23 protein-coding genes and 2 pseudogenes are annotated in these 20,916 nt (G+C 60.2%); 14 read left to right on the plus strand and 11 right to left on the minus strand.

The features are described from left to right. Positions 1–321: 321 nt before the first annotated feature. From ACX3P0_RS24025 to ACX3P0_RS24040, 4 genes and pseudogenes are all read left to right on the plus strand, one after another. Positions 322–762, plus strand: a complete 441-nt coding sequence (locus tag ACX3P0_RS24025) for a MarR family winged helix-turn-helix transcriptional regulator (RefSeq protein WP_459092560.1) — start codon at positions 322–324, stop codon at positions 760–762. Between the two features lie 14 nt (positions 763–776). Beyond that, positions 777–1,511 (plus strand): NADPH-dependent F420 reductase, encoded by a 735-nt coding sequence (locus ACX3P0_RS24030; RefSeq protein ID WP_459092562.1) that lies wholly within the window; start codon positions 777–779, stop codon positions 1,509–1,511. Between the two features lie 167 nt (positions 1,512–1,678). Beyond that, a pseudogene (locus ACX3P0_RS24035) lies at positions 1,679–1,882 on the plus strand (flavin reductase family protein); the annotation flags it as partial. A gap of 96 nt (positions 1,883–1,978) precedes the next feature. After that, the gene (locus ACX3P0_RS24040) at positions 1,979–3,727 is read left to right on the plus strand and encodes a tannase/feruloyl esterase family alpha/beta hydrolase (protein WP_459092603.1); all 1,749 of its coding nucleotides are present in this window, start codon (positions 1,979–1,981) and stop codon (positions 3,725–3,727) included. Positions 3,728–4,160: 433 nt separating this feature from the next. On the opposite strand, the gene ACX3P0_RS24045 is transcribed toward ACX3P0_RS24040, so the two are convergent. The 3 genes from ACX3P0_RS24045 to ACX3P0_RS24055 form a co-directional block, all read right to left on the minus strand. After that, positions 4,161–5,135, minus strand: a complete 975-nt coding sequence (locus ACX3P0_RS24045; protein WP_459092563.1) for a quinone oxidoreductase family protein — start codon at positions 5,133–5,135, stop codon at positions 4,161–4,163. Between the two features lie 301 nt (positions 5,136–5,436). Then, entirely contained in the window at positions 5,437–6,741 is a 1,305-nt protein-coding gene (gene fabF / locus ACX3P0_RS24050) for a beta-ketoacyl-ACP synthase II (protein WP_459092565.1), read from the minus strand. Between the two features lie 46 nt (positions 6,742–6,787). Beyond that, positions 6,788–7,366, minus strand: a complete 579-nt coding sequence (locus ACX3P0_RS24055) for a TetR/AcrR family transcriptional regulator (protein WP_459092567.1) — start codon at positions 7,364–7,366, stop codon at positions 6,788–6,790. Positions 7,367–7,450: 84 nt separating this feature from the next. On the opposite strand from ACX3P0_RS24055, the gene ACX3P0_RS24060 reads away from it, so the two are divergent. The 5 genes from ACX3P0_RS24060 to ACX3P0_RS24080 all read left to right on the plus strand — a co-directional run bounded on the left by ACX3P0_RS24060 (position 7,451) and on the right by ACX3P0_RS24080 (position 10,437). Further along, entirely contained in the window at positions 7,451–7,813 is a 363-nt protein-coding gene (locus tag ACX3P0_RS24060) for a hypothetical protein (protein ID WP_459092569.1), read from the plus strand. A gap of 139 nt (positions 7,814–7,952) precedes the next feature. Next, the gene (locus ACX3P0_RS24065) at positions 7,953–8,408 is read left to right on the plus strand and encodes a nuclear transport factor 2 family protein (protein WP_459092571.1); all 456 of its coding nucleotides are present in this window, start codon (positions 7,953–7,955) and stop codon (positions 8,406–8,408) included. 559 nt (positions 8,409–8,967) lie between these two features. After that, complete coding sequence (locus tag ACX3P0_RS24070; protein ID WP_459092573.1) at positions 8,968–9,603, plus strand: TetR/AcrR family transcriptional regulator; 636 nt, start codon at positions 8,968–8,970, stop codon at positions 9,601–9,603. Next, the gene (locus ACX3P0_RS24075) at positions 9,600–10,136 is read left to right on the plus strand and encodes a GFA family protein (protein ID WP_459092575.1); all 537 of its coding nucleotides are present in this window, start codon (positions 9,600–9,602) and stop codon (positions 10,134–10,136) included. Before ACX3P0_RS24070 ends, ACX3P0_RS24075 begins: the two co-directional genes overlap by 4 nt. Then, positions 10,129–10,437 (plus strand): DUF6958 family protein, encoded by a 309-nt coding sequence (locus tag ACX3P0_RS24080; RefSeq protein WP_459092577.1) that lies wholly within the window; start codon positions 10,129–10,131, stop codon positions 10,435–10,437. Before ACX3P0_RS24075 ends, ACX3P0_RS24080 begins: the two co-directional genes overlap by 8 nt. A gap of 220 nt (positions 10,438–10,657) precedes the next feature. On the opposite strand, the pseudogene ACX3P0_RS24085 reads toward ACX3P0_RS24080, so the two are convergent. The 5 genes and pseudogenes from ACX3P0_RS24085 to ACX3P0_RS24105 all read right to left on the minus strand — a co-directional run. Beyond that, a pseudogene (locus ACX3P0_RS24085) lies at positions 10,658–10,828 on the minus strand (transposase zinc-binding domain-containing protein); the annotation flags it as partial. A gap of 95 nt (positions 10,829–10,923) precedes the next feature. Next, positions 10,924–11,367, minus strand: a complete 444-nt coding sequence (locus ACX3P0_RS24090; protein WP_459092579.1) for a CBS domain-containing protein — start codon at positions 11,365–11,367, stop codon at positions 10,924–10,926. A gap of 47 nt (positions 11,368–11,414) precedes the next feature. Continuing rightward, positions 11,415–11,801, minus strand: coding sequence for a succinate dehydrogenase, hydrophobic membrane anchor protein (gene sdhD / locus ACX3P0_RS24095; RefSeq protein WP_459092581.1), 387 nt, complete (start codon positions 11,799–11,801; stop codon positions 11,415–11,417). After that, complete coding sequence (gene sdhC / locus ACX3P0_RS24100; protein ID WP_459092583.1) at positions 11,798–12,202, minus strand: succinate dehydrogenase, cytochrome b556 subunit; 405 nt, start codon at positions 12,200–12,202, stop codon at positions 11,798–11,800. Before sdhC ends, sdhD begins: the two co-directional genes overlap by 4 nt. A gap of 1 nt (position 12,203) precedes the next feature. After that, positions 12,204–12,968, minus strand: coding sequence for a succinate dehydrogenase iron-sulfur subunit (locus ACX3P0_RS24105; protein ID WP_459092585.1), 765 nt, complete (start codon positions 12,966–12,968; stop codon positions 12,204–12,206). A 326-nt stretch (positions 12,969–13,294) separates the two neighbouring features. Here ACX3P0_RS24105 and ACX3P0_RS24110 point away from each other — a divergent pair, with 326 nt between their 5' ends. The 3 genes from ACX3P0_RS24110 (at position 13,295) to ACX3P0_RS24120 (ending at position 16,445) form a co-directional block, all read left to right on the plus strand. Continuing rightward, complete coding sequence (locus ACX3P0_RS24110; protein ID WP_459092587.1) at positions 13,295–13,438, plus strand: hypothetical protein; 144 nt, start codon at positions 13,295–13,297, stop codon at positions 13,436–13,438. Positions 13,439–13,523: 85 nt separating this feature from the next. Continuing rightward, positions 13,524–15,812: a nitric-oxide reductase large subunit gene (locus ACX3P0_RS24115; protein WP_459092589.1), complete on the plus strand. Its 2,289-nt coding sequence runs from the start codon at positions 13,524–13,526 to the stop codon at positions 15,810–15,812. 135 nt (positions 15,813–15,947) lie between these two features. Beyond that, positions 15,948–16,445 (plus strand): DUF1971 domain-containing protein, encoded by a 498-nt coding sequence (locus ACX3P0_RS24120; RefSeq protein ID WP_459092591.1) that lies wholly within the window; start codon positions 15,948–15,950, stop codon positions 16,443–16,445. 70 nt (positions 16,446–16,515) lie between these two features. Here the strand turns inward: ACX3P0_RS24120 and nirK are convergent, their stop codons facing one another. The 3 genes from nirK to ACX3P0_RS24135 all read right to left on the minus strand — a co-directional run bounded on the left by nirK (position 16,516) and on the right by ACX3P0_RS24135 (position 19,649). Then, positions 16,516–17,703: a copper-containing nitrite reductase gene (gene nirK / locus ACX3P0_RS24125; RefSeq protein ID WP_459092593.1), complete on the minus strand. Its 1,188-nt coding sequence runs from the start codon at positions 17,701–17,703 to the stop codon at positions 16,516–16,518. Between the two features lie 68 nt (positions 17,704–17,771). After that, complete coding sequence (locus tag ACX3P0_RS24130) at positions 17,772–18,248, minus strand: pseudoazurin (RefSeq protein ID WP_459092595.1); 477 nt, start codon at positions 18,246–18,248, stop codon at positions 17,772–17,774. A gap of 1,212 nt (positions 18,249–19,460) precedes the next feature. Continuing rightward, the gene (locus ACX3P0_RS24135; protein ID WP_459092597.1) at positions 19,461–19,649 is read right to left on the minus strand and encodes a phospholipase effector Tle1 domain-containing protein; all 189 of its coding nucleotides are present in this window, start codon (positions 19,647–19,649) and stop codon (positions 19,461–19,463) included. Between ACX3P0_RS24135 and ACX3P0_RS24140 the strand changes: the two genes are divergently transcribed. Further along, entirely contained in the window at positions 19,648–20,448 is an 801-nt protein-coding gene (locus ACX3P0_RS24140) for a class I SAM-dependent methyltransferase (RefSeq protein WP_459092599.1), read from the plus strand. The genes ACX3P0_RS24135 and ACX3P0_RS24140 overlap by 2 nt on opposite strands. Positions 20,449–20,713: 265 nt before the next feature. Further along, positions 20,714–20,916, plus strand: a 203-nt coding sequence (locus tag ACX3P0_RS24145; protein WP_459092601.1) for a GcrA family cell cycle regulator, incomplete at its 3' end; no start/stop codon positions are given.

Consider the following 20,916-nt stretch of genomic DNA (forward strand, 5'->3'; position numbering starts at 1 on the left):
GCTCGACCTTCTGTTCTGCGGTAAACCACACCCGTGACGTGACCATGCGACACCTCCTCATCTTCTCAGATTAAAGGTGTTGCGACGATCGGTTGAACCCACCGGCCGTTTGCCGTCGGTCCGCTACCGGAGCCAAGTGGGCGGATAGCTGCCATTCGGCAACCGACCCCATGGCGGTCGTTCGCAGACAGATTGAACATTCCCGAAAGTTGCCGTCGCAGAAAATGCTTAGGCGGGTGTTGAAATGATCCACCATCGCCATTATCTAGTGCGCTAGATACTAGTCTATCAGCTAATCATTAACGGGTCAGAAGGTGTACCATGTCTGAACCAAACAGTGCCTCTCATCAGGTCAGGACACAGATTTCGTTCGCCGTTTACGGGGCGGCGGGCCGGATGGCTCGCATGCACAAACCGTTCCTCGAGCCGCTCGGACTAACCTTTCCGCAGTATCTCGTGATGCTTGAGCTCTATACCCACGCGCCTCGAACGGTCGGTGATCTGGGAAACGTTCTCGGAATCGACACCGGCACGATCACGCCATTGCTCAAGCGCCTGGAGAGTTGCGGGATGGTGACGCGTATGCGCGACCCCGAGGATGAGCGTCGCGTCCGGATCGACCTCACTCCGGCCGGGCACGGCATCAAAAATGAGGTCTGGAGCATCTCCAACAAGATCAAAAGTGCCTGCCGAATGACCGAGGAAGAGGTGATCGCGCTCCGCGACACCCTCCATAGTTTCGCGCACCCAGCGAAAAGCTAACCAAAGGATTGAACATGAAAATCGGAATCATTGGCGCCGGCAACATCGGCTCGCTAGTTGCAAAGAAGCTCGACGCCGCCGGTCACACCGTGAAACTGGCCAACTCACGCGGCCCCGTAAGCCTTGCCGACACGGTCAACGGCACCGGCATCCAGGCCGTGGAGAAAGAGACAGCAGTGCAGGATGCCGAGGTAATTATTCTCTCGGTTCCGTTCGCCAAGAATCCCGATCTTGCACCACTGCTTGCCAGCGCGCCCGCTAACGCCGTCGTAATCGATACCTCAAACTACTACCCTGCGCGGGACAACGCGATCGCTGACGTAGAAAACGGCAAACCGGAAACCGTTTGGGCGAGCGAGCAAATCGGCCGCCCGCTGGTCAAGGCTTGGAACGCGCTGCTGGCGCAGACCCTCGCCGAAGCTGGTTCGGAAGCGGGAACGCCAGACCGTATCGCCATCCCCATCTCTGGCGACGATTCTTCCGCCAAGAATCTCGTATCTGATCTGGTCAGCGCCACAGGTTTCGACACGGTGGACGCCGGGTCGTTGGAGGAGTCCTGGCGGCTGCAGCCGGGCACCCCGGCATATTGCACAGAACTGACTGCCGAAGATCTCAAGGCCGCCCTCGCGGCTGCCGACAGGGAGCGCGCTCCCAAAAACCGCGATGCGATCATGGACGTTTTCTCCAAGCCTGACGCAGACTTCACGCGGTCTGGGGCTGTTGCCACAAACCGCTCGCTCTCCGCCTGACGAGTTCTTGGTCACCCGCAGATAGTGCGGGTGACCAATCCCAAACGCGTTAACTTCCATATTTCTCTAGTGCACTAGAATAGCGGATGCTCGTTAATGCCCGGCACCGCGATCCCATTGGCAGCGATAACTCGGCCCATACACCGCCATGAAGCGCCAATTCGTTTACCTCGGTTTCACTGGAACCCCCGTTGGTGTCGATCAACGTCTCCCACACCTCGTCGACATGGCCGACGCTAAGTCGAGTCGGACGCTGGGGAATCAGCATCCTTTCCGATTGGCAGGATGCCGCATTCCGGCAGCTTTTCCGAAAGGCCGCAGAACGGTCCGAGGGCGTGAAACGGATCGCCGACGCTGACGGCGGCCTTATTCTCGACGGTGCCAGCCCAACCTTGGCTGTCAGCCACGAGGCTGAAATCGACGCGGGCGTAGGCCTGGCGCTTGCCGCTATCAGCATGCTGACGGCGATGTCGCCTATTCCCGCACAGGCTCAACAAAAGACATCCTCGGGCGCTTTGTCCTGCGATGGTGGGATAGAGGACGCTTTGGCCAGTGTCACCGACACCAAGGTGTTGCTCGTTCGCCATTTTGAACAGGGCGAGCCCTTGATCCTGGGTGATGGTGCCGATGCTGCGGCAGCGACTGCAGTCGAAGGCACCGGGAGCGCTAGCGCACCCGTCGGCGGCGTGGACCTCTGTCTCGTCAAGCTCCTCGTCGGCCCTGGCAATCCGGGCCCAGAGGATGCGCCTTCCACGTCAGCAGGAATCGGCATCGAAGTGCTGCTGCCGGCTCATGACGCCTGGAATGAGCGTATCCGTGCCTATGGCAATAGCGGCTGGGCCGGTACACCACAGGCCAGCTTAGATGTGGTTGCCAGCGATGACATCCAAGTCGCTGCCGCTACAAAAGGCTTCGTTGTTGCCACGTCGGACCACGGCCATGTCGGATCGCCAATTGACCCGTCCTTCGCAATGAACCCGGACGGCAGCATCAACACTGTCGCCTGGAAAGACTTTTCCGAACGGAGCTTGCACGAAGTGGCCGAAAAGACCAAGCTCTATTATGGCCGCGAGCATAGCTATGCCTACTGGGATGGTTTCTCGACGGGCGGCCGGCAGGGCTTGAAGCTGGCGCAGGCGTTTGCGGACGACTTCGACGGCATCTTGGTTGGGTCTCCTGCCATCAACTGGACCAAGTACCACACTGCAGGTCTCTACGCGCAGATCGCGATGCAACAAGACCTTGGCTACCTCATCACACCGAACAAACTCATCGCAGCAACGAACGCTGCCATTTCTGCATGCGGCGGTGCGGAGCTTGGCTTTCTGATCGACCCGCTATCCTGCGAATACGATGCCACCCAAGACGCGGCAATCCTCTGCCAAGGGCAGGCTGGCAATGGTGAGACCGGCACCAATACGACTGATTCCTGCCTGACCGTCGCGGAAGCCCAGGTCATCAACAAGATCTGGTATGGACAGACCGCCGATGGCGCAGCACCATCGCCTGCCGAGGATAACGGTGGCGCCAATATGCTGGCCGACGAAAATCGGATCTGGTTCGGCTGGACCCGCGGCACCGACTTGGCCACGACACCTGCCGGTGGCGCCCCAGGCGTGATCCTGGCCGCCGATCAAACAGCCTTGGAAATGCAGACCCCCAAGTTTGGCAGCGACTTCTTGGTCAATGCGACCGGAAAGGGCGAGAACGGCTGGCGGCAATCCTTGGATTATGCCGGTCTAGCCTACGCTCAGGCCAAAGGCGTGGCGCTGCAGGCGGAATTCAGCAACATCGACACCGACAACCCCGATCTCACGGCCTTCGCCGCTGCCGGCGGAAAGATGGTGATGTATCAGGGCCTCGCGGATGAATACATCCCGGCACAGGGTGCGATCAACTATTACGAACGTGTAATGGGCCAAATGGGCGGCTCGGATGCTGTGCAAGAGTTCTATCGCTTTTATCTCGTTCCAGGCTTCACTCACAGCGGGCGTCAGGAAGGCCAACCCACCGTGCCAGTCCCGCAGCCAGCCTCCGGTCGCGACGAAATGTTCACGGCAATGCAGAACTGGGTCGAGAACGGAGAAGCACCGCAAGCGATCGAAGTGCGGTCATCCGATTTGAGCGTTTCCTTGCCGCTGTGCGTATACCCGCTGAAGATCACGCATGTCGGTAGTGGCCCAGTCAACGCGGCGTCGAGCTATCATTGCAGCTAGGGTATCGCAGTCCTAATAGATCCCAGAAGGCGTAACGGCACTCTGGGATCATCTGGTGGTTAAACCGAACTCCTGAGAACGTTGGGCTTGCGTTGGCTCCACGGAAAAAAACTAAAAATGTCCGCGTAGTGATTATCCTTGAAGCAGACTGACCGCCGTCCACCCAATAGGTGACCTAGACGTCGCCCCAGATGCTTCCACGTGGGAAATGATTTCCCGTCGCGGATATGGGGCCGCTACCTGACTGTCTGGTATCAGGTATTGCTCTGAGGAAAGCTGCAGTTCGGCAGCCGACCCCATATCGCTCGAAACGGCGGCCCTGGCATCTCACCGAAAGCGGACATTTTATCGGTGTAGGTGATGACGGCTTCGCGCCACAATCGGCCATGATAACTTAACAGGGTTGGGCGCGAAGCGTAGCCGCTCCGCGCGGTTACGGTCTAAGTGTCACCGGCCCATTGGATTGGCCGCTTTCGATGGCTTCATGGGCGGCGGCTGCCTCACTGAGGGGGAACATCTTTGAGAACGTGGTCGAGAACACGCCGTTCAAAGCTGCACCGAGGACGTCTGCGGCTCGCTTCCTGTATTCGTTCACGTCAGTCGCGTGTGCTGCAAGCCCTGGTCGGGTGAGATAGAGGGACCCCTTGGCGTTCAGCGTGCCAACTTCGACGGGCGGAGGTGCACCGGTTGAGGCCCCGAAGGATACCATAAGCCCGCGCGGGCGCAGACTGTTGATGGAGGCTTCAAAAGTGAGCTTGCCGATGCCGTCATAGACAACATCGGCCTTCTGTCCGTTGGTGAATGCCGCGACCTTCTCCGCTAGATCACCTTCCCCCCAGACCAGGACCTCGTCGCACCCAAGTGCACGTGCCCGGTCCACGCTGGACATCTTCGAAACGACACCAATCACCGTCGCCCCAAGATGCTTCGCCCAGGGTGCCATGATCTGGCCGACCGCTCCGCCGACGCCGTAGAGCAACACGACCGTTCCCTGGCCGACCGCGTAGGTTGATTTCAGGAGGTACTGCGCCGTTATGCCCTTGAAAAGGACGGTCGCGGCGCTTTCGAAAGAAACCCCATCAGGCAGCGGGACGACCCGATCCGCGGAAATGGTGCGGCTCTCAGAATAGGCTCCTACAGGTCCCAGGATATAGGCGACCCGATCTCCGACCTTGAAATCCGTCACACCCACACCGACCGCGCTGACAACTCCGGCAGCCTCAAGCCCGAGACCGGACGGCAGAGGTATCTTCACCGCGCCATTTCGCTGCGTGATGTCGAGGTAGTTCACACCGATGGCGTCGTGTTCGATGACAACTTCATTCGGTCCCGGCGCGACGGCATCTACTTCAGTGGCGTGCAGTACATCGGGACCACCGGTCTCGGTAAATCGGATTGCAACAGGCATGCGGACCTCCCTGGTGATGGAATTCGTGGGCTACGATTACTAACCCGGCAGACGCTCCGACGCCAGATCGGAACAAGGATGCCTCCGACGACGGACACCCAGCCCATGATGAGCCTCTTCGGGTTAGGGATGGCCCGGCGAGCTTCAGCGTCGTCGCGACGACGTCCGCTTTTGAGATGCGGCGAAGATTTTCGCAACGGCGAGCTTGGGGCGAGTCCCTACCCGGCAGCCATGGGGCCGACTGCGAACCGACGGCTTTCGGCTTCAATCTAAGATACCGGAAAGGTCGGAGCGAAAGGCGTCAATCATGAGCGCCTTCGATGCTCACGCCGGTCCGTTCGTCCGTCCAGCGCCGGAATAGCGCGCTTGCGTTGACTCCGCCGAAGCCGAAGCCATTGCAGATCGCGTAGTTCATCTCCAATGGCCGGGCGTGGTTTGCGACGAAGTCGATCCCGTCGCCAGCCGGATCGGGAGCGCTCAAATTGAGGGTTGGCGGCGCCACCTGATCCCTGAGCGCCAGAATTGCGAAGATGGCTCCAAGCCCGCCGGCGGCTCCGAGCAGGTGTCCGGTCGCCGATTTCGTTGCGCTAACAGCTATCTCGAAATCGCGTCCGAATACGCTCTTGATCGCTTCGATCTCACCCAGATCGCCGACCGGCGTGGAGGTCGCATGCGCATTGAGATGACGTACTTCGCGCGGTGAAATTCCTGCCTGGGCGATCGCAATCTGCATGGCTCGGCGCGCCCCGTCGCCGTCCTCCGGACCGGAGGTGACATGGTGAGCATCCGCCGTTGTTCCGTAGCCGACCAGCTCGGCGAGCGGTTTCGCACCGCGCGCAAGCGCATGGCTTAACTCCTCGATGATCAGGATACCTGCTCCTTCGCCCATGACGAAGCCGTCCCGCGACTTGTCGAACGGTCGGGAAGCCTCATCAGGACGGTGACTAAAGGAGCTAGAAAGAGAGCGTGCCGCGGCAAAACCACCGAGACTGACGATGTTCATGCATGCTTCCGTGCCACCGCACACAGCGATGTCGGCTTCGTTGGCGCGGATAAGACGAGCCGCATCGCCGATCGCCTGGATGCCGGCCGCGCACGCCGTCACCGGCGCGCCAAGCGGGCCTTTGAAGCCATGGCGGATTGAGATGTGGCCTGCCGCGAGGTTCACCAGGAAGGACGGTATCGTAAACGGCGACAGGCGACGCACACCGCGCTGGTCGACAGTGCGCACCGCCTCAGTTATGGCGGGGAACCCGCCTATCCCTGAAGCGATGATCGTGGCCGTGCGCAGGCTATCCGTTTGCGAGCCAGGCTTCCATTTTGCCTGCGCAAGCGCCTCGTCTGCCGCCGACAGCGCAAAGAGAATGAACCGATCTACCTTGCGCTGATCCTTCGGCGGCAGGACGGCATCCGGATCGAAACCCGCGTCCGGATCTTCTTCTTTGGAAGGCACCACCCCGCCGACCTTCGCCGGCAGATCTCCCACCACATCGTCCGGAAGCCTGCGGATGCCTGAACGACCGGCCAGAAGACGCGACCAGGATGTCTCGACACCCGCCGCGAGTGGCGTGACCGCTCCCATGCCGGTAACAACAATCCGTCGCATCTATTTTCCTATCAATTGGGTGCGCCGCCGGCGCTGTCCACGCCGTTCAAGCGCCGTCTGCCTCGCGAACCTGATCGGTCGCCGCATCCAGAAAGGCCTGCGCGAGGTCAGGATCGTTGACGACGCGCGATAACATCAGCGCACCGACCATCGTTGAGAGAATGGCCATGGCCTTGCCGTCGGACTCCTCCCCTTTGGTCTCGGCAATGAAACGGCTGAGGATCTGGAGATGCTCCTTGATCCCGGCTTCGAACGACGCTTTCACGTCCGTGCCCTGCCTGGCGGCATCCGATCCGAGCGCCACGATCGGGCAGCCGTCCATCTTTTCTGCGCGATGGTCCATGCTGAGATAGAACGCGATCACCGCGCCGAGCGGATCCTCATGTTTTGCCGCAGTCGCGGCCGACCAACGTTTGGTGGCGCTCTCCATCGCCCGCCTGGACGCTTGCGCCACCAGGTCCTCCTTCGATGCAAACTGCTTGTAAAAGGCGCCTTGGGTCAGCCCGGCACCCTTCATCAGATCCTTAAGGCCGATGCCGTCAAAGCCGCGCTCCCTAAAAAGCCGGCTTGCCACGTTGATCACGATTTCGCGGTTTTCCGCAGCCTGAGTGCGACTTACGCGCATTGCCAATCTCCTCATTTTTTAGATTGCATTCGTAATCTATACCTTATATAGAGGGCGAACGCAATCTAAAAATGGAGATATGAAATGACCCGTAAAACCCTGAGCGCATCACTTCTGGCCGCGCTGTTTCTTGCGAACCCGGCTTTTGCCGAGGAAGCCACCATCGGACACCCGATCGAAGGTGGCAGCCTGCACGAGGGACGCCTCGACATGGTGGTCTACTACGTCCCGGTCGACGGCGACCGGCTGGAGGTCACCGCCACCTTCGCGCCGAAGACCGGGGGCGATCCGCTGCGCGTCGTTATGGGCCTCGCCGACGGCGACTCCGTGGCCTTTTCCATGCCGGGACACCAAGATTCGCTCTACGCGTTCTCAAGGTCCGGCGAGGCGGTGACGGTGTCGACCGAGACCGACACGCAGCTGCGGGCCGATGCGACAATGGACTGACCCGACGTGCGGGCCGCAGTCTGCGTGCTCGCCGCCGTCCGCGCGTCCACGCGGCGGTAAGCGTCGCCAAAGATCACCGAACGGGAGCGCCACACGGCGCCCACGATTACGCATCGAACAAGTTTGGAGGAGAGGTCAAATGCTATACAGTTACATTGTGGAGAAAGAAATCCGAAAGACCTTCCAGCACGTCAACAACCATCGCTGGGATGCGGCGGTGAAAGCAGTCGCGCCGCATGTCCATCACCGCGTTTCCGGCGCCCACGCGCTTGGCGGTGAGCGCCGCAGCAAAGAAGCCATGCGCCGCTGGTTTGAGCGCCTCGGCCGCGTCCTGCCCACTCTCCAGCTCACGATCAACCACGTCTGGGTTAAGGGCTGGCCGTGGCATACCACCGTGTTTGTCGAGTGGGACAGCGCCGCAACGCTGCTGAACGGCGCTTCGTACGTCAACCGTGGGATCCACGTGTTCACCCTGCGGTGGGGCAGGGTCCATGCGCTCGAGGAATTTCAAGATTCGCAAGCAGCGGCCCGCGGTCTTGCCGCCCAAGCGGCAGCTGGCCTGGAAGAAGCCGCCACCGAACCAATTGTAAGCTAGCAGAAGCGAGTCGGAGGCTCACTGCGTTACGTGACTGCGGCTTCACTACCCGTGGCTCTCATTCCTTGTCGGGCAGGGCTGATGCAATGGCTTCCACCCCGACGCCACCCGTCTTTGCTTCATGTTATCGAGGCACCGTATCGGGTGTTGGGTTTTGGCCGAAGGTATCGGTCCAACAGTTGAGGCACTTCGCATCGGCGAGTGATGGTGTGCTCGATATCGACGACGATCCCGAATATCGGGGTTGGCGGGCTCACCTGACGTTGCCTACGGCGATGTCCGCTTTCAGGAAGCGGCCAAGCTGGTCTCTACGGCAGAGATTGGGCGCGAAGCGGCAGGGCCGCTTCTGACCGGAACGGGGCCGATTCCAGACAGGCAGCTTTTCGTCATCCACGGCGAGATAGCTGCCATTTGTCGGGAAGCGGCGAGCGTGACCGCTACCGAGCCATTTCGGCCGTTCAAGGCTCTGAGCGACCAGCTACAAAGCTGAACTTTCATGCCTCCGTGACGGTCGAGTTTGGCAGTTGGAAAAATACCGACCGTACGGTATGTATATATCATGCCCAGACCAACCAAACATGCCCCAGAGCGCGGCGATGCGCGAACTCGGCTCCTTGAAGCAGCAAGGGACGTCATTCGTGCAAAAGGATTCGCATCGACCAGCGTCGATGATCTCTGCCGCATGGCCGCCGTCACTAAGGGCGCGTTCTTTCACAATTTCGGCAGCAAGGAAGCTTTGGGCGTGGCGGCGGCCGAGTTCTGGGCCGAGACGACATCGGCCTTCTTCGCCGCCGCGCCCTACCACCAGTCGTCCGATCCACTGGAGCGCGTGCTCGCCTATGTCGCGTTCCGCAAGGCGATCATCACCGGCGACCCGACCGAGTTCACCTGCCTCGTCGGGACGATGGCACAGGAAGTCTATACAAGCTCTCCCGACATTCGCGAGGCCTGTGGTCGCAGCATTTTCGGCCATGCGGCGACGCTGGAGGCCGATATTGAGCTGTCGCGGCGCGAGCACGGTGCCACCGACGACTGGACGGCTGCAAGTCTCGCACGGCATACGCAGACCGTTATCCAAGGGGGATTCGTGCTTGCGAAAGCAGGGAGCGATCCCGAGCTGGCGCGGGAAAGCCTCGACCATCTCGACCGATATATCCGGCACCTGTTCCACATAGCGGAAGATAACGTGGCATGAGCAAAATTACGCATATCGGTTGCACATGCGGACAGACCCGCCTCGAATTGCACGGCGAGCCGATCCTCGTGTCGGAGTGTCTGTGCGACAGTTGCCGGGCGGCGGCCGCCCGGCTCGCGGCGCTGCCCGGCGCGCGGAACATTCTGACCTCTTGTGCAGCGACGCCGTGTGCCGAATATCGCAAGGACCGCATCCGGATACTTGCGGGGACGGAGCATCTGAAGGAGTTCCGGCTGTCGGCAGACGCCGGCACGCGCCGCGTCGTCGCAATCTGCTGCAACACACCTGTCTTCATGGAACTAAGAGGGGCTCACTGGCTGAGCGTCTATCTGCACTTGTGGTCGGACGAAGCACGGCCGAAAGCCGATATGCGAACAATGGCCGGAGACCTGCCTGATGCGTCCGGTCTGCCCGGTGACATTCCGAACCTCAAATCCCACACCCTGTCCTTCTACATGAAGCTGCTGGGTGCGTGGATCGGAATGGGCTTCCGCAATCCCAAGCTCGAAGTGACGGGAAAGATCGATGCCTGACGACAAGATCGAGATCGAGAGCATCACGACTCCCGGTCGCACGGAACGCGTCGATCGAGCCAAATACACAGCGATGCGCGATGCGCTTCTGGCCGTACTGCCCGACGAGGTGGTGGGACTGACTGTGGCCGAAGCCAAGGGGGCATTGCTTTCGCGCCTCCCGGACAACCTGTTCCCGCAGGGTAAGACAGCGGGATGGTGGCTGAAGGCCGTCCAACTTGATCTCGAGGCCAAGGGCATCATCTCACGTGTACCCGGCAAACCTGTTCGGCTTTACAGGCGCCCACGTGCCGTTGAGTAGCGCAAACACAGAGGCCAGAGCCGGCATACGTGAGCAATTTCGCACCTGCTGGGATCTGCATTCTACGTCAGCTTTCTTGAAAATGCGTCATAAACCAGACTGTCGGCAATGCTGAAGAGTTTCGGGCGCCGTGGCGGTCCGCGCGGCTGTGGCCAGCGCAGGAAGATGCCGACGATGCTCATGTGTCCGCCCCAGCACGGACAACGCGGACAGGTGCCGGGTGACCACATTCGTCGCAGCCCTCGACATGGCCGCCAAGGGCTGCGGTTCGACAGTGCTCGATCGCCGACATGACCTTCAGTTCGGCCAGGCCTAGATGTCCGGCCCGGCAGGAGCGCCAGGCGGGTTCGGCGAAGCGGAAGATGTCGGCGACCTCGATCAAGGCCCGCATCGTCTCAGCCGGGCGAAGCCTCGTTGCCGTGGAACAGGGCGAGCCGGTCGAGTGGGCTGTCCGCCGGCAGTGCTTCGGACACCATGAGGGCAATATCAACGGTATCCGACGCACATGACGTAATCGCGCAGCAGCGTTTCCTCCTGCTCGACTTCCGTCAGGAGCACCTCGAGCGCGTCCCGCGCATTGAGCAGGCCGATCGGGACGGATGCCGCATCCGTGACGGGAATGTTCTTCAAGCGGCGTTCCTTCATGATCGCCCAGATGTCGGAAACCTGATCGGTCGGTCGGCAGAAAACGACATCGTCGGTCATTATGGCGGAAACCGCGGCCGTGCAGCTCGACCCCTGGCAGCGGCTGATTTGGCGGACCACGTCGGTCTTGGTGATGACACCCGACAACTGTCCGCCGGAACCGCAGACGACGACGAGATCGGTGTTCGAAGTGCCAAGAAGTCTCGCCGCCTCGAGCAGCGAAGCATCGTATGAAATCGTGACGAGCCTGCCGCGTGCGGTGGTCACCATCTTCTCTACAAACATTCTTTACTCCTCTCGCGCGGCTTCCCGCTGCGTATTCCACGTCGTTGTCAGCCATTCACAGCGATGCGAAGCGTGGCGACGATCCCGGCTATCGCGAGGACGAAGCACCCCAGGCGCATGGCGACCAGCAACGCGATCTTTGCTCCCGAATGAACGTAGTCCTCGATCACCACCTGCAGGCCGAGCGCCATGTGGTAGAAAAGCGTGATCAGCAGCAGCACCATGCAAACCGAGGGCACTGGCGATCCGAGCCATTCGATGACGGAGGCGTGGTCGCTGCCTGCGCCTGCCATGACCGAGGCGGCGAACCATATAGTCAACGGAACTAGCGCGACCGCCGTCACGCGCTCCGCCCACCAGTGCCCGACACCTTCCTTGGCCGAGCCTAGCCCGCGAGCGCGGGCGATCGGTGAACGCAGGTTTATCGGTTTCATCCTGCCAGGAATCCGCGGGCGATCCACGTGATCGCGGTGAGCACAACGCTTGCAAAGACCACGGCCCAGCCGGAGGCATAGATGGTGCGAAGCTCGAACCCGTACCCGGCGTCCCACAGGAGATGCCTGATGCCCCCGCATAGATGGACGAAGAAGGCGAGCGTGAAAGCCATCAGCATGGCTTGCCCGAACCACGAGCCGATCAATGGATGGAGGCGCGAATAGGCTTGCGGCCCCGCGGCCGCGGCAGTCAGCCAGACGACAAGGAGCACGGCGAAGACGCTCGTGACCACGCCAGTTATCCGGTTGATCGACAGTACGGACGTGAGCTGTGGCCTGTAGATCTGGATGTTGGGCGAAAGGGGGCGGACCCGCTTCGAAGTCGGTATTTCCTCTCTCACCTCAACTTCTCCGTTCCACGATCATCTTCTTGATTTCCGCGATAGCCTTCCCCGGATTGAGTCCCTTCGGACAGGTCCGGGTACAGTTGAGGATGGTATGGCACCGGTAGAGCCTGAACGGATCTTCGAGTTCGTCCAATCGGCTTCCTGTCGCCTCGTCGCGGCTGTCGATCAGCCAGCGGTACGCTTGGAGAAGCGCGGCGGGTCCGAGGAAGCGGTCACCGTTCCACCAATGGCTCGGACAGCCCGACGTGCAGCAGAAACACAAGATGCATTCGTAGTAGCCATCGAGCTTCTCGCGGTCGTCCGGCGATTGGAGCCGTTCCTTCTCGGGTTCAGGCGTCGTGGTATGAAGCCAGGGTTCGATCATCTCGTACTGGGCGAAAAGATGGGTCTGGTCGGGAACCAGATCCTTGATGATCGACATGTTGGCCAGCGGGTAAATTGTGGCCGGGCTGCTCGTGTCGGAAATGAACCTCGTGCAGGCGAGCCAGTTCGTGCCGTCCATGTTCATGGCGCAGGAACCGCAGACACCTTCGCGGCACGAGCGGCGGAAGGCGAGCGTCGGGTCGACCTTGTTCTTGATCCAGACGAGGGCATCCAGAACCATCGGACCGCAATCGTCGAGGTCGACTTCAAACGTATCGAGACGAGGATTCCCCTCCGTGTCGGGATCGTATCGGTAGACTTCGAATGTCTTCACCCGTGCGGCCCCTACCGGGGCTTGCCAAGCCTTGCCGCGCACAATGCGCGATTCAGGCGACACCCCAAAATTCCTGGGAACCGGAAAGCGCTTCAGGACGGTGACGCTGGGAAGTTCGTCAGATGTTTCGATGATCAGTGGAAACCGCCTTGGCCCGTCGTGGAGAAGAGGTCCCGGGCCTTTTTGGATTGATGGCAACGGACACCAACGGGAGAACCATGTATGCGTTCCCGGACTGACGTGTTTTCCGGAAGTCTCGACGCGTTGGCGCGAGAGCACGAAACCCTATATCGTTCTCATGCATGTGGTCCGGGCTGACTTCCCGCAGGCCAGACGATCTCGTTAGATGGCCGGACGGGCGGCCGCGACCTCAAATGAGGAGCCGAAACATGGCAGGCGCCGAGAACAACGACGAAGAAAACGCGGCGGATGAGAAGGCAGGGAACGAGGGAGCAAGCACCTTGTTGCCGATGCTTGTCGCCGGGCTGGTGCTGATCGTCGTCGGCGCCATCGTCGTCATGACGTTTGTATAGTTTTCATGGAGAACCGCGGATCGAACATCCAGCCCAGCTTGGGCGGCAGTCGACAGTCGCTCCGGCAGTCAAGCCATAGGCAATCATGAACAGCACCAGGAAACTTTGGATCTATCTGGCGATCCTTCTCATCGCGTCCTTCGCTACCCTTCTGTGGACAGGCGGCGAAATATACCGGGCATCGCCACCCATGCCGGAGCAGGTGGTTTCGACCGACGGCGAAGTGATCTACACCCGCGCCGATATCGAACTGGGCCGCCAGGTCTGGCAGTCCATGGGCGGAATGCAGCTCGGATCAATCTGGGGACACGGCGCCTATGTCGCGCCCGACTGGAGCGCCGACTGGCTGCACCGGGAAGCCATCGGCGTGCTCGATGTTTGGGCGCGTCAAGAGGCCGGAGTCGCCAGTTACGCGGATTTGCCGGAATTACAGCAGGCTACGTTCCAGGCTCGTCTCCAGACGAGAATCCGTGACAACACTTATGATCCCGCCAGCGAAACGATCACGCTCGATGGCGACCGCGCCGTCGTCATCGCCAGCGTGGCGGCTCACTATCAAAGTCTGTTCGGCAATGATCGGGCCACGGCCGAGCTGCGTGAAGCCTATGCGATGAAAAACGACACCGTGCCGGATGCCGAGTATCGGCGCGCGCTCACGGCATTCTTCTGGTGGACGGCATGGGCGACCGTTACCGAGCGCCCTGGAAGCGACATCACCTATACCAACAACTGGCCGAGCGAGCCGCTGGTCGGCAATAAGCCTCCGGCCAGCCTATTCCTGTGGTCGGCGTTCAGCGTCATCCTGCTGCTCGCGGGCATCGCACTTCTCGGCTGGCATCATGCCGTCACAGAAGGGCGTCACCGGGAACCGCATGAACTGCCTGCCACAGACCCGATGTCACTGGTCGAGATCACGCCTTCGATGAAGGCTGCGGCGAAATACTTCTGGGTCCTGCTCGGGATGTTTCTCCTGCAGATCCTTCTGGGCACGATCACCGCCCACTACCAGGTCGAGGGCCAGGTCTTCTACGGCCTGAACCTCTCGGAAGTGCTTCCCTATTCACTCACCCGGACCTGGCACACCCAGTTGGCGGTTCTCTGGATCGCGACCGCATGGCTGGCGACGGGCCTTTACATGGGTCCGGCGATTTCAGGGCACGAGCCGAAATACCAGCGGCTCGGCGTGAACGTCCTTTTCACCTGCCTGGTAATCATCATCGTCGGCGCCTTCACCGGGCAATGGTTCGCGGTGATGCATATGCTCGGGCTGGAGTACAATTTCTGGTTCGGTCACCAGGGTTGGGAATACGCGGATATCGGCCGCTTCTGGCAGTGGTTCTTCTTTATCGGTTTGATGCTGTGGCTGGTGCTGGTCGGCCGTGCTCTGTGGCCTGCGCTGCGAGCCGATACGGAGTCGCGGTCACTCGTTGCCTTGCTGTTCCTGTCGACCGTAGCGATTGGCCTGTTTTACGCCGCTGCACTGGTATGGGGCGAACACAGCCACCTCTCCGAAGTCGAGTATTGGCGTTGGTGGATGGTGCATCTATGGGTTGAGGGCTTCTTCGAGGTCTTCGCCACCGCGGTGCTCGCCATCCTCTTCACCCGCCTGGGTCTGTTGCCAGCCAAGCTCGCGACCGTTGCGGTCCTGTTCGCCACCATCGTGTTCCTTGCAGGGGGCGTGCTCGGAACCCTGCACCATCTGTATTTCAGTGGCACTCCAACGGCGGTGATCGTGCTCGGCGCCAGCTTCTCCGCGCTGGAAGTGGTGCCATTGGCATATATCGGTTTCGAGGCCTACGAGAGATACAGGCAAGGCCACGCGACACCATGGATGTCCCGCTATCGCTGGCCCGTCATGTTTTTTCTTGCGGTCGCCTTCTGGAACATCGTCGGCGCGGGGCTGCTCGGCTTCCTGATCAATCCACCGCTGTCGCTATATTACATGCAGGGTCTCAACCTGACGCCGCTGCACGCCCACACCGCTCTCTTCGGCGTGTATGGCATGCTCGGCATCGGGCTCGTGCTGTTCTGCCTGCGCGGCCTCAAGCCTGACCTCGTCTGGAGCGAGCGCTTGCTCAAGACCAGCTTCTGGTCGTTCAACATCGGCCTGGCCCTGATGGGCATGATGACCCTGCTGCCGATCGGAACCCTGCAACTGCTGGCGGCGATCGATCACGGCTACTGGTACGCCCGCTCGGCTGAGTTCATGCAGAAGCCGATCATCGATTTCCTGGTGTGGATACGCGTTCCCGGCGACATCATCTTCAGTGTCGGGGCGCTGACGCTGGCCTGGTTTGTCCTGGGTTTGTGGATCAGGCCTCGATACGAACCCGCTTCCCTCCCTTCCGAGCCTCAGGAGGTTCCTCATGCCTGACAAGAATTCGGATGCCCCTGAACAGTCACAACAGCGTCAGATGGCTCTTTCGAGATGGGACAACGAAGGTGGCGCCGGGCTTGGCGGGCCACAGAAGGGAGCCGCGCCCAGCGAAACGGAACCCGAAATCCCGAGTTGACCAACGCCGAACTGGTGCAGCTTCGCGTCCGGGTCATCGCGCTGGAGAACCTGGTAATCGCGTTGCTCGCAGGCGCATCCGATCGGCAACTGGACCTCGCCCACGAAATGGCAACCTACATTTCTCCAAGACCTGGTTTTACCCAACACTCCCTGACGGTCCAGGCGGCGGCCCATATGGTCGATCTCGTCCAGCGCGCCGACCAGTTCCGGGAGCCTCCGCTGTCGGCGACGCCTTACAAGCACACCCCGGTCTTCGATGAGAACACGCTGCCCGCCGGACTCCGCCGTGAACATCGTACCAAGGCGGGCGTATGGGGGGTCATCAGGGTGCTCGACGGGAAGCTTCGCTACCAGGTGCTCGACCCCTCATCGGAGACGATCCTCGAACCGGGCCGCCCAGGTCTCATTCGCCCTGACGAGCCGCATCTCGTCGAGCCGCTGGGTCCCATGAGGATGCAGGTGGAGTTCTACGATCGGATGCCCGACCTCTAGACGGGAGGCAAGATGGTCGCCACCCTACAGACCGCATCGGCTGACGATCCACCACTGTGGTGGGAGACCCTCAGTGCCCGCTGTCGTTTTCGTTCGGAGGCGCGTTGAAGATTTCCAGGTTCTCAGGTCCCTCTACGATGAGATACCCGGCAAGCCCACGTTCAGCCCGCGACAGGGCGTGGTCGACGAGAACGTAGCGGCCAGGCACCTCGCACTTAAACTCGACGATATTCGCCGACCCTGGAGGGACTATGATGCTCTGTACATTCGTGATGGGAGGGCTGGTCACCGACCCCAGCTGGTAGGCCTTGTCGAAAATCTCGCCGATCACGTGAAAGCCGGAGGTATAGTTAGGGCCACCGACGCCGAAATAGATTCGAACGGTCTCGCCCACCTGCGCTTTCATGGGATAGTGATCGGTCAAGGCCCCGACATGGCCGTTGAAGACGAAATACTCCGGCCGCTCGTTGAGCAGCTTGTCATAGCTCTCCGTCAGGAGCCCGCTGCTGCCGAACGGCTCCTCGGTATAGATCTCACCCTGCATGACGTAGAACTCGCGATCAACTGGCGGCAGTCCATCCTCCGGTTCGACGAGGATGAGGCCATACATGCCATTGGCGATGTGGAGGGCGACCGGGGGAACCGCGCAGTGATAGACATAGATGCCGGGATTGAGCGCCTTGAAGGTGAAGGAGCGCTCCTCTCCTGGAGCGGCCGTTGTCGCGCCCGCACCGCCGCCCGGGCCTGTGCAAGCATGGAAGTCCACGTTGTGCATCATCCAGCTCTCGGCGTTGTTCTTCAGATGGACCTCGACCATGTCGCCCACCCGCACCCGCACGAAAGGGCCAGGCACGGTGCCGTTGAACGTCCAGAAGCGAAACATGGCTTTTTCGTCGAGGTGAGCTTCGATCTCTTTCGTCTCGAGGTCGACCCGGACAGTTGCAGGTTCGCGCCGCGTGATCGGGGGCGGAATGTTGGTAGGGTTTTCCGCGATATCCGCCATTTCCGGATGGATCGGATTCACCGAGTAGATCCGGTTGCTCAGGCTTCCCGGATAACTTCTATGCTCCGCCACCTGCACGCCTGAATGACCTGCGTGCGCGGCCGGCTGCGTACCGCCAGACTGAGCCAGCGCTTCGGCTGTAATCAGGCCGCCGATAGTCGCCCCGACGGAGCCGACCAGCAGGCCGCGCCTGCTTATGGAATGTTCTTCCGCGACGACCACTTCGGCGCTCGCCAAGCTTTTCTCTTTCGACATTTCACTACCCCTGTGGTTGTGCCAACACCTCCGGCGCCACCGCAGAAGGCCGTGCCGGATTCTAAACGCTAATCTGCGGGGGCTGCCGCGCCGCTTTCCGCTCCGCCAACCTGAGCAATCAATTCAGCCATTCGGGACTTGGCTTTGCCGGGCAGTTTCGCCGTCTGGGCCGCGTCCAGATTCACGGTGCTTTCGCCGACCTGGATGAGGCCGACCATTCCCATGCCGAAGTGCGGCGTGCACTTGACGCCATAGACACCTTCGACGCTGAAGGTGAGCTTGATCTCCTCGTTCATTTTCCCCTTCCACGGCTCCGCACCTTCTGGAATCATCCCGAGGATCGACTCGGAATTGTGCCCCTTGTCGGTCGCCACGAAGGTCACCGTGTCGCCAGGCGCGACCTTCAGGAACGCGGGATCGAACTGCATCGGCTGCCCTTCAGGCCCTTTGTTCAGCATGCGGACCTCGTGATCCGCTGCCCATGCACCGCTCCACGCGAGCGTCGAAATCCCCGCGGCAACCGCAAGTGCTGTAAGAGCCTTCATTCCAATTCTCCTGAATTTCGGATAATCCGCGCCGACATCTCGGGCGGCACATCCTTCGCTAACGAACACCCTCCACCTAGGTTCCTTTCGATCAGGTACTTGGCGGTCGTCAGGTGCATCCGAGATCGGCGGTCATGTGGTTGATGCCGAGAATGGTGGTTCACGTGACAGGGCAACGGTCTGGCTTTTGGTCGCAGGAATACAGGAAATCGTGTTGGCTACTGGCCGGATGGAGGCCAAGGCACATATTGCATGGCCATGGGAAGGCGGGGCGAGCCGCTCCGGCGAACAACACAGTTCAATGAGTGGGACAACTTGCAGAAGCAGGATTTTAGCCCAGTGGTCGCATCGTTTAGGACCATGCTCGCATCGTTTACCTGCATCAACTGCGAGGAGATGTATGGGGTAAGGCCGGAACGCGGGGCGAAGCTTGAGTCACTTCGTTGCTCCTGCGGTACCGATGAACTCAATTTGCAGGGAAAATAACGCTTCGCGGTTCGTATAGGTCGCTGCGTAAACGGAATACCAGTGCCGACCAACCGACGAATCTTGCCCGGGTTGCGCAGTTTTGATTACCACTCCCTGGGGATCGAATGCTGGGGCTATCGGCAAACACTTCTGCTTTTGGGAAGCCGAAATGCAATTCTGTACGACCGATCTTGGGCGCAAAGCAGACGACCGGCGAACGCGGGCAATGACACATCGGGGTGGAAATTCTTTGCCGCTTCCTAGCCGGCATCCATTCGCGAAGGTTGGATTAAGCTGACGTCCAGCATCGGATTCGTAAAATGATTTTACAACCCGATGCTTTCTCAGTCATCGATTTTCGCTGGGTCGCCCATGACATCTCTGCAGCCGCTTCGTGCCTTTCAGAACTCGCTTCGCACCGACTTTCCTGCCCGCATTACAACTTCGCTACCATCTTGAGGAGGGACGGGTTCGTAATATTGCTTAACCCCTCGTGCTACCCGCAATCCTCCAGGACGATAAGGCTTCATGATGTTGTACTGAAGTACCTTCGATAAGGAGAACCCGTCCAACACGGACTGATAAGGTACCGCAACCGGCTTCATCATCCCCACGAATGGCTCCATAAATAGGAATACACTTCCGAGGCGCAAATAATGCTGTGCACCAGCCGCGTCTGGAAGACATTTAGTCAATCCGCATCACAAAGAAGCCCAGCGGCTTGCGCCGCATCGAGAATCCACTTCAACGACGTATCAGAAGTCTGGAATCATTCTCTGGGTAGCTACCGCCAACGTCCGAATGATTGCCCACGAACCAAACTTGTTGGAGGTGATTTGCGCCACTGTCATCTGGATCGTTTGGATCGGCTTGCCAGGAGTGATATTCTGCCAGCTGCAGATTGAGCAACAGAATCTGCAGGAGGCCCTCCATGCCTACACACGATCCGAATCTCTGGGGCGCAAGTGACGCTTACGAGCGGTACATGGGGCGGTGGAGCCGCAGGGTTGCTCCTGTCTTCATAAGGTGGATTGATGCCGCCCCTGGGGTACGATGGATCGACATTGGTTGTGGAACAGGCGTCCTGACCTCAACCATTCTCGGCACGTGTGAGCCTTCCGAGGTTCTGGGCATCGACAGTTCGGATCTATTTTTGCGCTCGGCCGCCGCCATCGCTTCGAATCCGCGGGTGTCATTCAAGCAGGCCGACGCGCAGGCGATCACGGAACCCGACGACAGTTTCGACATGGCGGTGTCAGGCCTGGTGCTCAACTTCCTTCCCGACAAGAATGCAGCGATCCGGGAGATGGCGCGCACCGTCCGACCGGGCGGCACCGTCGCCCTGTACGTCTGGGACTATGCCGGGCACATGCAAGTAATGCGCACGTTTTTTGATGTTGCCACCGCTCTCGATCCAAAGGCGGCCGAATACGATGATGGGGTAAAGGCGCCAATCTGCCGACCGAAACCACTGATGGAAATCCTAACGCGGTTTGGTCTGCATGACGTCGAGGTCCGTGCAATCGATATTCCGGCGGCGTTTGACAGCTTCGACGATTATTGGGCACCGTTCTTGGGCGGCACAGGTTCGGCACCGAAGTATTGCACCTCACTCGATGACATGGCACGCGACCGTCTGAAACAAGAAGTGCAGCGGCGCCTCCCAACGGGTCCAGACGGCGAAATCCTGTTGGCTGTAAGAGCGTGGGCGGCAAAGGGACGCGTGGAGTGAACCATGGTGGCGGGCGCGGCTGTTTCAGAGATGCAGTCCCGGATCGGTCCTGTTGTCCGAACTTCTCTACGTTCTTACTCGCGCAGGTGTGGCCTTAAGTCGCAAACTATTGGCTTCGTATAGCAGGGCCTCGGGCTTCATTGAGCTGCGACCAACACCATATAATGATCCATAGCCATTCAAAACGAGAGAAGTTCGCTTCGGCGCGGTCGCGCTGCGGCCGTCAGCCGGCATCGGCTTATGAACTAGGAACCTGAAAACCATCATGCCTGAAAATATCAGACTGACTGCGAGAGACGTCCCCCTCATTCAGCTAGGCGTCTATCAGTGCCGCTTCCCGGTGAGCGAAGACCCATCAGTACCCGGCGGTTACCGTTTTTGTGCTGGGCCAACTTCGCCGGATCGCGTCTACTGCGATCACCACCACAGCATCGTGACTGCCGTCGACCCTCGTCGAGCCCGTTCGGG

Source organism: Mesorhizobium sp. A556 (assembly GCF_054489545.1).

Excerpts from the sequence above, each read along its gene's own strand:
- ACX3P0_RS24025 (WP_459092560.1), top strand. The coding sequence starts at position 322 with ATGTCTGAACCAAACAGTGCCTCTCATCAGGTCAGGACACAGATTTCG.
- ACX3P0_RS24030 (WP_459092562.1), top strand. The coding sequence starts at position 777 with ATGAAAATCGGAATCATTGGCGCCGGCAACATCGGCTCGCTAGTTGCA.
- ACX3P0_RS24040 (WP_459092603.1), top strand. The coding sequence starts at position 1,979 with ATGTCGCCTATTCCCGCACAGGCTCAACAAAAGACATCCTCGGGCGCT.
- ACX3P0_RS24045 (WP_459092563.1), bottom strand. The coding sequence starts at position 5,135 with ATGCCTGTTGCAATCCGATTTACCGAGACCGGTGGTCCCGATGTACTG.
- fabF (WP_459092565.1), bottom strand. The coding sequence starts at position 6,741 with ATGCGACGGATTGTTGTTACCGGCATGGGAGCGGTCACGCCACTCGCG.
- ACX3P0_RS24055 (WP_459092567.1), bottom strand. The coding sequence starts at position 7,366 with ATGCGCGTAAGTCGCACTCAGGCTGCGGAAAACCGCGAAATCGTGATC.
- ACX3P0_RS24060 (WP_459092569.1), top strand. The coding sequence starts at position 7,451 with ATGACCCGTAAAACCCTGAGCGCATCACTTCTGGCCGCGCTGTTTCTT.
- ACX3P0_RS24065 (WP_459092571.1), top strand. The coding sequence starts at position 7,953 with ATGCTATACAGTTACATTGTGGAGAAAGAAATCCGAAAGACCTTCCAG.
- ACX3P0_RS24070 (WP_459092573.1), top strand. The coding sequence starts at position 8,968 with ATGCCCAGACCAACCAAACATGCCCCAGAGCGCGGCGATGCGCGAACT.
- ACX3P0_RS24075 (WP_459092575.1), top strand. The coding sequence starts at position 9,600 with ATGAGCAAAATTACGCATATCGGTTGCACATGCGGACAGACCCGCCTC.
- ACX3P0_RS24080 (WP_459092577.1), top strand. The coding sequence starts at position 10,129 with ATGCCTGACGACAAGATCGAGATCGAGAGCATCACGACTCCCGGTCGC.
- ACX3P0_RS24090 (WP_459092579.1), bottom strand. The coding sequence starts at position 11,367 with ATGTTTGTAGAGAAGATGGTGACCACCGCACGCGGCAGGCTCGTCACG.
- sdhD (WP_459092581.1), bottom strand. The coding sequence starts at position 11,801 with ATGAAACCGATAAACCTGCGTTCACCGATCGCCCGCGCTCGCGGGCTA.
- ACX3P0_RS24110 (WP_459092587.1), top strand. The coding sequence starts at position 13,295 with ATGGCAGGCGCCGAGAACAACGACGAAGAAAACGCGGCGGATGAGAAG.
- ACX3P0_RS24115 (WP_459092589.1), top strand. The coding sequence starts at position 13,524 with ATGAACAGCACCAGGAAACTTTGGATCTATCTGGCGATCCTTCTCATC.
- nirK (WP_459092593.1), bottom strand. The coding sequence starts at position 17,703 with ATGTCGAAAGAGAAAAGCTTGGCGAGCGCCGAAGTGGTCGTCGCGGAA.
- ACX3P0_RS24130 (WP_459092595.1), bottom strand. The coding sequence starts at position 18,248 with ATGAAGGCTCTTACAGCACTTGCGGTTGCCGCGGGGATTTCGACGCTC.
- ACX3P0_RS24140 (WP_459092599.1), top strand. The coding sequence starts at position 19,648 with ATGCCTACACACGATCCGAATCTCTGGGGCGCAAGTGACGCTTACGAG.
- ACX3P0_RS24135 (WP_459092597.1), bottom strand. The coding sequence starts at position 19,649 with ATGGAGGGCCTCCTGCAGATTCTGTTGCTCAATCTGCAGCTGGCAGAA.